Raw genomic sequence first — 13,241 nt, forward strand, 5'->3', positions numbered from 1 at the left:
CGGAGGCAGTCGTGCCCAGGCACGTTCGGCCTCGCGGGACAGGAGACGGACATGCGGACAACCAGACGCCGCTCGCGACCTTTGCAGGCGGTCGCACTGCTGGCGGCGCTGAGCCTGGTCGGCGGATGCGCCATCGGCGGTGCCGACACGGCCCCGCTGGCCAGCAACGGACAGCAGCTCGTCGGCGTCGCCGACGCACCCGACTCGGTCTCCGGGAACGTCACCGTGTGGTCCTGGGACGTGGCCGCGGAGGGGTTGCAGGCGCTGGTGCCGGAGTTCCAGAAGAAGTACCCGAAGGTCTCGGTGACCATTGTGGACATTGGGTACGACAACGCCTACGACAAGATCTCGGTCGGGTTGCAGTCCGGCTCCGGGCTGCCGGATGTGGTGACCGTCGGCACCGATCACATGGCCGGCTACATCGGCAACTTCCCGCACGGGTTCGTCGACCTGGCCCCGGCCGCGAAGGGCGAGCAGCGGGACTTCGACCCGGCCAAGTGGCAGGCGTCGACCGACGGCCACGACCGCCTCTACAGCCTGCCCTGGGACTCCGGGCCGGTCGGGTTGTTCTACCGCCGGGACCACCTCGCCGCGGCGGGTGTCGACCCGGCCTCGCTGATCACCTGGCAACGGCTGCTCGACGCCGGGAAGAAGATCAAGGCGACCACCGGCAAGAAGTTGCTCGTCGACGACATCACCAATGAGACCAGCATGTTCCCGCTGCTGCTGCAACAGCAGGGCGCCTCGTACTTCACCCCGGACGGCCGGGTGGCGTTGGACAGCCCGCAGGCGCTGCGGGCGCTGCGGCTGCTCAAGGACATGCAGGACGCCGACCTGATCGACAACGAGAAGGGCTGGGACGGCCTGGTGTCGGCGACCAAGTCCGGGACGGCGGCCACCGCGCCGACCGCGGTCTGGTGGACCGGCACCCTCACCTCCGAGATGCCCGAGCTGGCCGGCAGGTTCGGCGTCCTCCCGCTGCCGGCGTTCGACCTCGGCGGCCCCACCACGTCCAACAGCGGCGGCTCGACGCTGGCGATCCCGAGCCAGGCCGCGAACTCGACCGCGGCCTGGGCGTTCGTCCATTTCGCCTTGACCAGCAGGAGCAGCGCGGTCGAGATGATGCGGCAGCAGGGGCTGTTCCCGTCCTACCTGCCCGCGCTGTCCGACCCGTTCTTCGACGAACCTCAACCGTACTTCGGGAACCAGCCGGTCTACCGGCTGTTCGCCGACATGGTCGGGCACGCGCCGCCGTTCGTCTACACCACGGATTCCAGCCTGGCCGCCGACCTGGTGAACAACATGGTCGCCGGGGTGCTGCTGAACGGGAAAGACCCGGCGCAGGCCCTGCGCGACACCGCGCGACAGATCGCCAACGCGACCGGGAGGGAGCTCGCCCATGACTAGCGAGGTCGCGGTGCCGACCGAGCCCGCGAGAACCGAGGAGCGCCCACGCGCCCTCGGCCGATTCCGGGCAGGACGGCCGGGGTTCGGCTGGGTGTTCACCGCCCCCGCGGTGGCGTTGTTCGCCCTGTTCTTCGCCTATCCGCTGCTGGCCAGCCTGCTGCAAAGCTTCCTGGGCCGACGCGACGGCCAGACCAGCTGGGTGGGACTCGCCCAGTACCGGCGGTTGCTCGCCGATCCGCAGGTGGGAACCGCGCTGGCCAACGCCGGGTTGATCCTGCTGGTGCAGGTGCCGGTGATGATCGGGCTGGCCCTGGTGCTCGCGCAGGTCCTCAACCAGTCCTGGCTGCGGTTCCGCACCTCGTGGCGGGTGGTGTTCTTCCTGCCCGCAGTGACCACGCTGGTCGCCTACGCCGTGGTGTTCCGCGTCCTGCTGACCACCGACGGCGGCGTGGTCAACCAGTTGCTCGGCTGGCTGCACCTGCCACCGGTGGACTGGCTGAACAACCCGACGTGGGCGAAGGTGGCCGTGATCGGTTCGACCACCTGGCGCTGGACCGGGTACAACGTGGTGATCCTGCTCGCCGGCCTGCAGGCGGTGCCCCGGGAGCAGTACGAGGCCGCCGCGATCGACGGCGCCGGTGCGGCGACCACTTTCCTCCGCGTGGTGCTCCCCCAGCTCAAACCCGTGATCCTGTTCTGCACGGTCACCTCGACCATCGGCACCCTCCAGCTGTTCGACGAGAACTTCGTGCTCACCAAGGGCGGGCCGGACAACGCGACGCTGACCCCGGTGCTCTACCTCTACCGAGTCGGCTTCCAGCAACTCGACTTCGGCTACGCGGCCGCGATCGCCTGGTTGCTCGTGGTACTCATCGGCGTGCTGTCGGCGGTCCAGTTCGCCGTGCTGGGAAGGAGGTCGTCGTGACCAGGACGGCACATCGACGGACACCGGGCCGGCTGCTGGTCCGGACCGGACTCCGCGCGCTGCTGGCGGTGGGTGCGGTGGCCAGCATCTTCCCGTTCTACTGGATGCTGGTGGCCGCCACGCACACCACCGCGGAGCTGTTCGAGTCGCCACCGCCGTTCCTGCCCAGCGACCAGATCATGGCCAACCTGCGCGCGTTGCAGGACGAGGCCGGGTTCGGGCAGGCGTTGGTCAACAGCGTGCTGATCGCGACAATCTACACCATCGGCAGTTCCGCGGTGAGCGCGCTGTGCGGGTACGGCCTGGCCAAGTACCGCTTCCGCGGGCGCCGGATGCTGCTCGGCGTGCTGCTGGTCACCATCATGATCCCGTCCCAGGTGCTGCTCGTCCCGCTGTTCCAGATGATGGCCAGCGTCGGCTGGATCAACAGCTACCAGGCGGTCATCCTGCCGTTCCTGGCCAACGCGTTCGGCATCTTCCTGATGCGGCAGTCCTTCGTGGACTTCCCCGACGAGCTGATCGAGTCCGCCCGCTTGGACGGCGCCGGCGACCTGCGCATCTTCTACCGGATCGTGCTGCCGGTGTCGCGACCACAGCTGGGTGCCCTGGCCATCTACACCTTCATGACCCAGTGGAACGCCTTCATCTGGCCGCTGCTGGTGTTGCAGACACCGGACATGCGGACGATCCCGGTCGCGCTGAACACCATGATCGGGCTGACGCGGGTGGACTACGCCGGGCTGATGCTCGGTTCCTTCCTGGCGACGCTGCCGCTCGTCGTCGTGTTCGTGGCGTTCCAGCGGCAGTTCGTGTCCGGACTTCTCGGTGGGGCGGTGAAGCAGTGAGCATGACCGGGGTTCCCGGGTTGCTGTTCGGCGGCGACTACAACGCCGAGCAGTGGCCGGAGGAGATGTGGCCGGAGGACGCCGCGCTGATGCGCGCGGCCGGCGTCAACCTGGTGACGGTCGGCGTATTCGGCTGGTCCCGGCTGGAACCGGCCGAGGGGACCTACGCCTTCGACTGGCTGGACCGGCTGCTGGACGTGCTGCACGAGCACGGCATCGCGGTCGACCTGGCGACGGCGACCGCCTCTCCCCCGGCGTGGCTGGTCCGCCGCTACCCGCAGGTGCTGCCGGTGACCGCGGACGGCGTCCGCCTGGAGTTCGGCAGCCGCCAGCACTACTGCCCGAGCTCGCCGGTGTTCCGGCAGGCCGCCGCACGCCTCGTCGAGCGGCTGGCGGACCGCTACCACGACCACCCGGCGGTGGCGATGTGGCACATCCACAACGAGTACGGCGACCACGTGACCGAGTGCTTCTGCCCGATCTCCGCCGCGGACTTCCGGTCCTGGCTGCGCCGCCGGTACCGCACCGTGGACGCGTTGAACGCGGCGTGGGGTACGGCGTTCTGGAGCCAGCACTACTCCGACTGGTCGCACATCGAGCCGCCGCGCACCGCTCCCGGCCCGAGGAATCCGACCCAGCAGCTGGACTGGCAGCGGTTCAGCTCGGACGCGCTGCTGGAGTGCTACCGGGCGGAGAAGTCCGTGCTGGACCGGTACTCCGGGGCGATTCCGGTGACGACGAACTTCATGAGCATGTTCCGCAGCCTCGACTACTGGGCGATGGCCGCCGAGGAGGACGTGGTCTCCGACGACGCCTACCCCGATCCGGCCGACCCGCAGGCGCACGTCCACGCGGCGATGAACTACGACCTGATGCGCTCGCTGCGGCACGGCGCCCCCTGGCTGCTGATGGAGCACGCGGCGTCCGCGGTCAGCTGGCGGCCGGTCAACGTGCCGAAGTCCGCCGACCTGTCCCGGTTGTGGAGCCTGCAAACGGTGGCCCGGGGCTCGGACGGCGTGCTGTTCTTCCAGTGGCGGGCGTCCGTCGCCGGTGCGGAGAAGTTCCACAGCGCCCTCCTACCGCACCGCGGGACGTCGAGCCGCGGCTGGGCCCGGACCACTCGGCTCGGGGCAGACCTGCAACGGCTCGCCGAGGTGCCCGGCAGCAGGGTGCCGACCGAGGTGGCGGTGGTGCTGGACTGGCACAACTGGTGGGCGCTGGAGCTGGACGAGCACCCCAGCAGCCGGATGCGGTGGCTGGACATCGTGCGCGCCTGGTACGAGCCGCTGTACGCGCGGAACCTGCCGGTTCGGTTCGTTCCGCCCGGCGCGGACCTGACCGGAGTGCGGCTGGTGCTGGCGCCGAACCTGTACCTGTGCGAGCCGGACACCGCGCATTGGCTGGCCCGGTACGTCGACGGCGGCGGGCACCTCGTGGTGGGGCCGTTCAGCGGCGTGGTGGACCGGGACGACCGGGTGCACCGCGGCGGGGCGCCCGGCCCGCTCAGCGACCTGCTCGGGGTGGCCGTCGACGAGTGGTGGCCGCTGGCCGACGGGACGGTCACCCGGCTGGCCTCCGACGACGCCGACCCGGACCGATACCGGCACGCCACGACCTGGGCGGAGTGGGTCGAAGTGGGCACCGCGGCCCAGGTCGCCCGGTACGCCGACGGCGAGCTTGCCGGCGTACCCGCGATCACCCGGAACCACCGGGGCGGCGGGACCGCCTGGTACGTCGGCTGCGGACTGCACTCCCGCGGGCTGGACACCCTGCTCGGCGACTGCCTCGACGCCGCGGGCGTCACCTGCGGGGAGACGCCGAGCGGAGTGGAGGCGGTCCGCCGACTCGGCGCCGACGCCGAATACCTGTTCCTGCTCAACCACAACACCGAGCCGGTGACGGTCGGACACCTGTCCCCGGCCGGGGTGGACCTGCTGACCGGGCGGCCGTCCGGAACCGAGATCGAGCTGCCCGCCCGGGGCGCGGCGGTGCTACGCCGTCCACTGCGGACGGAAACGGACAGTCCATTGCGGACGGACGGTGCGGTCGACCGACCAGACACCGGGATGGGAGAGGGGCGGAAATGAGCGTCGTCCGGAGGTTGGCCTGCCTGGCCGGTGCGGTGCTGCTCGGCACCGGACTGGTGTCCGCAGACGTCGCCACGTCGGCCGCGGCCGACCGGGGCGGGCCGCCGTCCCCGCCCTCGGCCGAACCGAGCTCCTGGCCGGACGTGCTGGACCTGCACGGCACCCCCACCAGCGCCGAGCCGCCCGAGTTCAACCCGCTGAACGCCTTCTCCGACGCCGGTGCCTGGCACGGCTACGGTCTGCCCATCCCGGGCGACCGCCGACTCGCCGGCGGGTTCACCGGCCCCCTGTACCTCGCCCAGGAATACCCCTGGTACCTGAGCGATGCGTTCACCCGCATCCGGCTGCGCGACGCCGACACCGGCCGGCCGGTCGACCTCGGCGACGACCCGCACCCCCAGCTGGTCTCCTACCCCGGCGCGCTGGAGCAGAGCTACGACGTCGACGGCGTGCACCTGACGCTGCGGTTGCAGTTCACCGGCAACCGAACCGCGCTGGTGCAGGCCCGGATCGGGACCACCGACCACCGCCTGCGCCGGCTGGAGGTCGGCTGGAGCGGAAGCTTGCTCACCCCCGACCGGACCCCGGTGCGCGATGCGCTCACGCTGGCCGCGACCGGCAGCGGGGTCGCGGTCGACTTCGCCCAGGTCCGGGACACCTGGCACTTCATGACCAGCGGCGAGGAACGATTCGAGGTGCGCCACGCCGAACCGGTGACCACCACCGTCACCGGCACCTCCTACTCGACCGAGCTGCGCACCCCGCTGTCCGTGCCCGCCGGCGGCACCCGCGACCTGGCCTGGACCGAGACCTACACCTTCACCGCCGCGGAACGGACCGCCCAGGAGCCGGTGGTCGACCGGGCTCTGCACCAACCGCAGCAGGCCGCGGACGAGGCCCGGCACCGCTGGCGGCGCTACCTCGGCTCGGCGCTGCCCGGGGTGCCTGCTGAGTACGCCGGGCTGGCGGTGAAGAGCGTGCAAACGCTCGTCACCAACTGGCGCAGCCCGGCCGGGGAACTGGCGTCGGACGGGATCACGCCGTCGCTGACCTACAAGTGGTTCGCCGGTGGCTTCTGGGCCTGGGACTCGTGGAAGACGGCGGTCGGGGTCGCCCAGTTCGACCCGGCGCTGGCCGAGTCCACCATCCGCTCGGCCTTCGACCACCAGCTCACCGAAGGCTCGGCGCGCCCGCAGGACGCGGGCATGGTCCCGGACTGCGTCTTCTACAACGATCCCGCGCAGGGCGGCGGAAACTGGAACGAGCGCAACAGCAAGCCGCCGCTGGCGGGGTGGGCCGTCTGGGAGGTGTTCCAGCGCAACGGCGACCTGCGCTTCCTGGCCGAGATGTACCCGAAGCTCGTGGCCTTCCACGACTGGTGGTACCGCACCCGCGACCACGACCGCAACGGCATCGCCGAGTACGGGGCCACGACGGACCCGCAGAACGCCACGCCCGACGACATCCGGCAGGCCGCCGCGTGGGAAAGCGGGATGGACAACGCGCCCCGGTTCGACCGCTCCGGGGTGCTGACCAACACCGACCCGGCCGGGCGAGTGATCGGGTACTCGTTGGACCAGGAGTCCGTCGACCTCAACGCCTACCTCGCCGCCGACAAGCGTTACCTGGCCCGGATCGCGACCGCGCTGGGCAGGCCGGCGGACGCGGTGCGGTTCGGCGCGCAGTCCGAGCGCGTCGCGGCATGGCTGCGCGAGCACGCCTTCGACCCGGCCAGCGGCTACTACTACGACGTAGACATCGCAACGAAGCAGCCACTGGCGGAGCGCGGCATGGGCATCGAGGGAGCGATACCGCTATGGGCGGGCGTGGCGTCACCGCCGCAGGCGGCCGACGTGCGGCGTTCGCTGCTCGACCCGCACGCGTTCGGCACCTACCTGCCATTCCCGACGGTCTCCGTGTCCGCACCCGGGTTCGACCACACCGACTACTGGCGCGGACCGAACTGGCTGGACCAGACGTACTTCGCCATCAGCGGGCTGACCGACTACGGCTACCGGCCGGACGCGACCCGGGCCGCGACCGCGCTGGTCCGGCGGGCCGACGGGCTCCTCGGCGACGCGCCGATCGGGGAGAACTACGACCCGCTCAACGGCACCCGGCTGAACTCCACCAACTTCAGCTGGTCGGCGTCGGTGCTGCTGGTGCTGGCGAAGTCGACGCTGCGGTAGCCGCCCCGGCCCGCCGGGGATCGGCCGGGTTTCGGCCTTTCCGCCGCGCAGCTGACCACAGCGCCTTGATCGCGTTGACGTCGCAGCGCTGCCAGTCGGCAAGCATGAATGGCCACCCCACCATTGTTCTTGGTTCAGCGAATAAAGATCGAAAGTCTGTTGGCTCTGAAATCGACGAGCCAGCGCCGCTCTATCGGCGTGCTGAGAGCTGCGTGTTTCCGTGCCCAGCGGAGGTTCCCGGCCCGCACGAAGGGGTTGTCCGCCCGGCGGCCCCACACGGAGGTCGTTTTCCGATGGCGACACGGGTTATGAGTCTCCGCGGATCCCGGTGTCCCAGAACCACAGCCCGTTGGTGTCCGTTCGGGTGAAGACCAGACTCGCACCGCTGTCGGCGAGCGCGATCAGGTCGGCACTGCCCTGCTCGGGATCGAGGTCGAAGGTGGCTTGTTCTTCGTCTCGGTAGCGCTGCCAGATCCGTATCGTGTGGTCGTCACTGCTCGTGGCGAGAAGACTGTCTCCGCAGAACGCAATGGATCTGATTCTGGCGGTGTGCCCGCTGAACCTTTCGGAGGACGACGAGTAGAAATCGCCTGTGACCACTGCGTGCTCCGCGGTTTCCGCGGCCCATCTGTAGCCGACTTCCCCGGGCGTGAATGCGAATCTGCGTGCGGTGTCCAAACCGGCGGGAGGCGCGTCGGGTGTGCCACCGCCCCTGACCTTCCAGCCTTCACCGAAGTCGAATGACACGTCCCAATGGCGCCGGTAGCCTTTGGAGTCAACTCCGCCCAGATGGAAATAGGCGTAGCCACCTTCGAGGGCCACGTGCACGAGGTCACTGGTTCCATCGGTGATGGTCAGGATGTTGCGGGGTTCGTCTGGTTGCCATAGTTGGATGATGCGATTCCCGGCCTCGGAAACCACGCCGACGAGAGTGCTTTCGGAGCCGCGGATCGCCAACGACGAAGCGGTACCGGCGAAGGTGGCCATGGTCTCCCCTTTGCCGACATCCCACAGCTTGGTGGTGCCGTCAGTGCTGGAACTGGCCAAGGTGCTCCCGGACTCGTTGAATGCCAGGGCCGTGATCGGGCCGGTGTGGCCGGCGAGCACACGGGTGTTCCGCCGGTCCTGGACGGTCCACAGCTTGATGGTGCCGTCGGCGGTAGCGCCGGCCACCAGGTCCCGTTCTGGGGTCGCGAGCAGCATCTCGTACCGGGTGTTCGCGTCGACCTGCGCCGCCCGGTCGAGCATCATGCCCGGGCCAACGAAGTGCACGAACGCAAGAACGCCCAGCAATACGGCGAAAGCCAGACCGAAACGGTACAGCCGGGGCTGCGGGCGCCGGTGTTCCGGGGAACCGGTGTGCAGCGTCCGTACTACCGAGACGCCCCGAGGAGCCGCGTCGCGAAACCACTTCTCGACGGTGTCCGCGGATTCCTGCACGTCGCCCAGGGACCACTTGAACCCTTCTTTGTCGTGACCGACGAACATGTTGTACGGGTACCACAACTGGCCGATGCTCCGAAGGTGGAAAGTAACCCGAGCCCTGCCCTGGCCGATCGTCGCAACGGCAATGCGACTCACGGTATCCCATTTGATGGTGACACTACTCAGGTCCGGATCTTTCAATCTGGGCTCGGCGATGCGGTCGACAGCGAGATATCCTGGCCTGATCGCAAAAAGCCAGCCCCGACAGGGAACGCTGAAGAATGCCATTAAGCAGAGCCCGGTGATCAGCACACCGAAGACGAGCACTGAGTCCGTCGCCGGCGGGAAGATGGAGAAGAACCGAATGGTGATCAACACGAGCAACGCGCTCAAAATGGAGCGGGTCAGGTAGACCACGGTCAAGGCCGATCGCGGATCACGGGCTTCCAGGATCTTCTTCCCCAGCGCCGCTCGCGCGGCCGACGCCGCCTTGGGCGACACAGTCGTCGGGTGAGTCTCCCAGTCGGGTTGCTCCGGTGTCGTGGAGTTGGTGGTCGTGGCGCGTTCTTCCCAGTCAGTCTGCTCCGGCTTCGGTTCTGGCTCCGGTTCTGGCTCCGGTTCTGGTTCTGGCTCTGGTTCCAGTTCCGCCTTTGGTTCCGGTTCTGGTTCTGGCTCCCGCTCTCGTTCCGGTTCTGCTGCAACAGTTCTCGCGTCCGGCAGGCGTGCCGCCAGTAGGGCCTTGGCCTCCTGGCCAGTCATCCGGGCATCGGGGTCGCGGGTAAGCAGGCCGGTGATCACCTGGCCAAGAGGGGTGTCGTCGGGTAAATCAGGCAGATCCTCGTACAGCACGGCGTGCATGGTCGCCGCGGCGGTGTCCCGGTCGAACGGGCCGCCGCCTTCCAGCGCGTGGAACAGGGTCGCGCCCAGCGCCCAGAGGTCCGTGGCCGGCCGTGGTTCCTTGCCGTGGAACAGCTCGGGCGCCATGTAGCCGGTCGACCCCGCGACGCCGGACTGGGTCAGGCGGGTGTCGTTGGCGCTGTGCGCGATGCCGAAGTCGACCAGCTTCACCTCGTCACCGGGAAGGACCATGATGTTGCCCGGCTTGATGTCCCGGTGCACCACGCCGATCTCGTGCGCGGCGTCCAGCGCGTCCAGGACCTGAATCCCGAGCGCCGTCACGCGGTCTGCGGACAGCGGTCCTTCCGTTCGCAGGATCTCCGCCAGGGTCGGTGCCCGCACGAATTCCATGACGATGTAGACGGCCTCATCGCGGTCCACGGCAGCGGGAACGACGTCGTGGATGGCGATGACGCAGCGATGGCCGATCCGTCCCGCGCTGCGGGCTTCCCGGAATGCCCGCTCGCGGAACACGGCCTGTTCTTCGGCGGTGAGCCCGGGTGGCGGGCGCAGTTCCTTGACCGCGACCACGCGGTCGATCAGATCGTCGTGGGCCTGCCAGACGATGCCGGCAGCGCCTCGGCCGATCATCCTGGTCAGCCGATAACGCCCGGCCAGGAGTCGTTGTGGCACCTGAGACCCCGCCTCCTGCATCCTTCCCCCAACGGGCATTCCGCGCTAGCCTGGCGAAAGATTATCAGCGGCCGCGGGAAAATCCTCCGGATTTCAGGGACGAAAACGTCAATGGCGAACCAATTCGGTTGCGACCCGGCGGTCGCGACTCAGACATCGGTTTCGTTGACGGAGATCCGCGTGCGAATGCAAGAGTCCGAACCGGCGCGAGCGTTGAGCGGGACGGGCGTACCGGCCATCGACGCGGCCTTGGACGGATTCGGGCAGACCACTTGGCAGGCCGAATCGGCTGCGCAGGCGTTGACCGAACGCGCCGCGACGCTGTTGCGCCACCTGGCGGAAGGCACGCTCGACACCGACAAACACCTCGCCGACCGGCTGGAGCCAGATGAGTAGCAGGAGGAAGCCATGGCAGATGTGAACATCGGCTACGACGGGCTGCAGCGGGCCGCCACGCAGCTGAAGTCTGGGCAGGCCGAGATGAACGACAAGCTGCAGGCGCTCAAATCCATGATCGACCAGCTGGTCGGCAGCGAGTTCCGCACCCAGCTCGCCTCCGGCCGGTTCCAGGAGTCCTACCAGCAGTGGACGACCGGCGCCCAGAACATGCTCAGCGGTTTGGAGGGCATGGCGGGTTTCCTCGGCGACGTCGTGCGCGAGCACCAGGACCTGGACACGCGGCTCGCCGGCAGCGCCGGCAGCTGATCGGCCGAATGGACGACTGGACCGTTCTGGACCTGCTCAGCGACCCCGTTCCGGGCGACCCGGACAAGACCGCGGACATGATCCGACGCCTGAACGCCCAGGCAAGGCAGGCCGGCGAAATCGCCGACGAACTGGGCAAGATCGCCGACGGCACGGAGCGGCTGCGCATGCGCGGTGACTACGCGCCGAAGTTCGGGACGATGCTGGCGGAACTACCCCAAGGACCTCGCACCCTCAACACCGCTTACCGGGACTGCGCGAGCGTTCTCCAGCGGTACGAGAAATCCCTGCGATCAGCCAGGCAGCAGAGCCAGCTGGCGTTGAACCGCGGCCGCCAGGCAGATGCCGTGTACCGCAACGCGTTGCGGCAGTTCTGCTCCCTGCTTCCCTTGCGGTTCACCGGCGGATCGATCTGGCGCGGCCTGGACGAAGCGACGGCGCAGACGTTCAGCAGCGGCCTACCGCTGGCTTACCGCGAGTACGCGGTCCAGCTAGGCCGCGTCGCCCGACTGGCCGAGCATGAGCGGCAACAGGCTCGCCGGGAAGCCAGCCAAGCCCGTGAAAGCCACCAGGAGGCCGCACTGCGGTGCGCCGCGGACATCCAAGCCTGCCGCGATGCTCTGAATCCCAGCATGCAGCAGGCGCACGAAATCCTGCTCACCGTCCTGAACGGGAACGATGAGCTGGCGAGGAGGGTGTACGCCGAATACTACGACAGCGAGACCGACGCTCGGCCGTGGATCCAGAAGAAGGCGAAGCGGCCGCTCTTCCTGGGGCACCCGGTCCCGGACATCGAGAGTGATTCGGAAGGCCGTTTCCGCTTGAAGTCCGGCAAGCCGGAAGCGATCCGGTCGGAATACCACCTGGGTTCCGACGGCAAGCCGGTGGTGATCAGGGGGAATCGCCGGACGCTGACCGGCGAGGACTTGGAGATCGCCGATATGCAGGCGAAGCGGCGGGGCGGCTACCTCAAAGACCGCGCCGAAATACAAGCTGCTCTGGACGGCAAACCCGTCCGAGGCAGCCGTCTCGGCAAGCATCCGCTGGACGAGCTGGACCGGTCCGGTTCGAGCCTGCTCACCAGCCTGGCTGGAGAGGAGTTCGGCGAGACCGCCACGCGGCAGGCGATGCGCGATCTGGCCAGGAGGCTGCCGCCCGGCTACCGGCTGGATCCCGTGGTCGTGAAGGACGCCAAGGGGCGTGAGATCAAAGGCGGTGCAGGCCGGTTCGACCTGATCTACCGCGTGATCGGGCCCGATGGGCGACGGGTGGGATTCATGGTGGCGGAAGCGAAGAGCCCCGACTCCAGTCTGGGGGCTCGCCGTGGCCTGGACGGAAAGCACTACGAGCAGGGGCACCGCGAGTACATGAGGTCGATCATCGCCGCGATGAAGAGGGACGAACACTTCAAATCCCTCGCGGAGGATCTCGAAGAGGCGTTGGCGAAGAACAAGGTCGACTACTTCGTGGTGCGCGCGGCGGTCAAACACGACGGTGGCGGGTTCCCGTACGGCGAACTGACTGAATCGAAGATCGGCGAAATCCAGAAGCACGCCGCAGCCGTTCGCGCCCGCGCGCGCGAGCTGGGCAAGTCCGAGGACGAGGCGAGGGAGATCTACCAGCGGACGCTGTCCGAGAAGGCACACGGCGTCTTCAGCTATGACGGCTACGTCCTGAAGCAGTTCGACCTCGGCCATCCGCCGGTGATTCCGCTGCGACAGCCTTAGAGCGTGTCTCATTTCGCGAGTTTCTTGTAGCAGGTGAGGGCGGCGGCGAGGGTGAGGAAGGCGCAGAAGTGGTTGGCATAGCGCTCGTAGCGGATGGTCAATCGCCGGTAGCCGAACAGCCAGGCGATGCATCGTTCGATGACCCAGCGGTGTTTGCCGAGTTTCTCGCTGGACTCGATGCCCTTGCGGGCGATGCGTACGGTGATTCCCTGTCTGCGTATCCAGTCTCGGAGTGCGGCCTGGTCGTAGGCTTTGTCGGCGTGGAGCTTGTCCGGCTTGCGCCGGCGGGGCCCGCGCCGGGACTTCACGGCGGGGATCGCCAGAACGAGCGGCTTGAGGGCATGTGCGTCATTGGTGTTGGCGGCCGAGACCGCGACCGCCAGCGGCAGTCCCGCCCGGTC

General features: G+C 68.5%; 10 protein-coding genes. 8 read left to right on the top strand and 2 right to left on the bottom strand.

What is annotated here, in order from left to right; genetic code table 11:
- Positions 1–51 precede the first annotated feature (51 nt).
- The 5 genes from AB0I53_RS29130 to AB0I53_RS29150 are packed head-to-tail and all read left to right on the top strand — an operon-like array spanning position 52 to position 7,453.
- Positions 52–1,407, top strand: coding sequence for a sugar ABC transporter substrate-binding protein (locus AB0I53_RS29130; protein WP_358609691.1), 1,356 nt, complete (start codon positions 52–54; stop codon positions 1,405–1,407).
- Entirely contained in the window at positions 1,400–2,332 is a 933-nt protein-coding gene (locus AB0I53_RS29135) for a sugar ABC transporter permease (protein ID WP_358609694.1), read from the top strand. Before AB0I53_RS29130 ends, AB0I53_RS29135 begins: the two co-directional genes overlap by 8 nt.
- Positions 2,329–3,177 carry a carbohydrate ABC transporter permease gene (locus AB0I53_RS29140; RefSeq protein ID WP_358609697.1) on the top strand — a complete coding sequence of 283 codons (849 nt, stop codon included), beginning with the start codon at positions 2,329–2,331 and terminating at the stop codon, positions 3,175–3,177. Before AB0I53_RS29135 ends, AB0I53_RS29140 begins: the two co-directional genes overlap by 4 nt.
- 2 nt (positions 3,178–3,179) lie before the next feature.
- The gene (locus tag AB0I53_RS29145; protein WP_358609700.1) at positions 3,180–5,264 is read left to right on the top strand and encodes a beta-galactosidase; all 2,085 of its coding nucleotides are present in this window, start codon (positions 3,180–3,182) and stop codon (positions 5,262–5,264) included.
- On the top strand, positions 5,261–7,453 hold the full coding sequence (locus AB0I53_RS29150; RefSeq protein ID WP_358609703.1) for a trehalase family glycosidase: 2,193 nt from the start codon (positions 5,261–5,263) through the stop codon (positions 7,451–7,453). Before AB0I53_RS29145 ends, AB0I53_RS29150 begins: the two co-directional genes overlap by 4 nt.
- 306 nt (positions 7,454–7,759) lie before the next feature.
- Here AB0I53_RS29150 and AB0I53_RS29155 read toward each other — a convergent pair whose 3' ends face one another.
- A complete protein-coding gene (locus tag AB0I53_RS29155; protein WP_358609706.1) occupies positions 7,760–10,447 on the bottom strand; it encodes a serine/threonine-protein kinase in 2,688 nt (895 codons plus the stop codon).
- A 141-nt stretch (positions 10,448–10,588) separates the two neighbouring features.
- Here AB0I53_RS29155 and AB0I53_RS29160 point away from each other — a divergent pair, with 141 nt between their 5' ends.
- The 3 genes from AB0I53_RS29160 to AB0I53_RS29170 are packed head-to-tail and all read left to right on the top strand — an operon-like array spanning position 10,589 to position 12,840.
- Positions 10,589–10,804, top strand: coding sequence for a hypothetical protein (locus tag AB0I53_RS29160; protein ID WP_358609708.1), 216 nt, complete (start codon positions 10,589–10,591; stop codon positions 10,802–10,804).
- Between the two features lie 12 nt (positions 10,805–10,816).
- Positions 10,817–11,113, top strand: a complete 297-nt coding sequence (locus AB0I53_RS29165) for a WXG100 family type VII secretion target (RefSeq protein WP_358609711.1) — start codon at positions 10,817–10,819, stop codon at positions 11,111–11,113.
- A gap of 8 nt (positions 11,114–11,121) precedes the next feature.
- Positions 11,122–12,840, top strand: coding sequence for a hypothetical protein (locus AB0I53_RS29170; protein WP_358609714.1), 1,719 nt, complete (start codon positions 11,122–11,124; stop codon positions 12,838–12,840).
- A gap of 8 nt (positions 12,841–12,848) precedes the next feature.
- Here the strand turns inward: AB0I53_RS29170 and AB0I53_RS29175 are convergent.
- Positions 12,849–13,241: IS5 family transposase (locus AB0I53_RS29175; protein WP_358609717.1), on the bottom strand; the 393-nt coding region annotated here is incomplete at its 5' end.

It is taken from the genome of Saccharopolyspora sp. NPDC050389, from assembly GCF_040655595.1.
Lineage (GTDB): Bacteria > Actinomycetota > Actinomycetes > Mycobacteriales > Pseudonocardiaceae > Saccharopolyspora.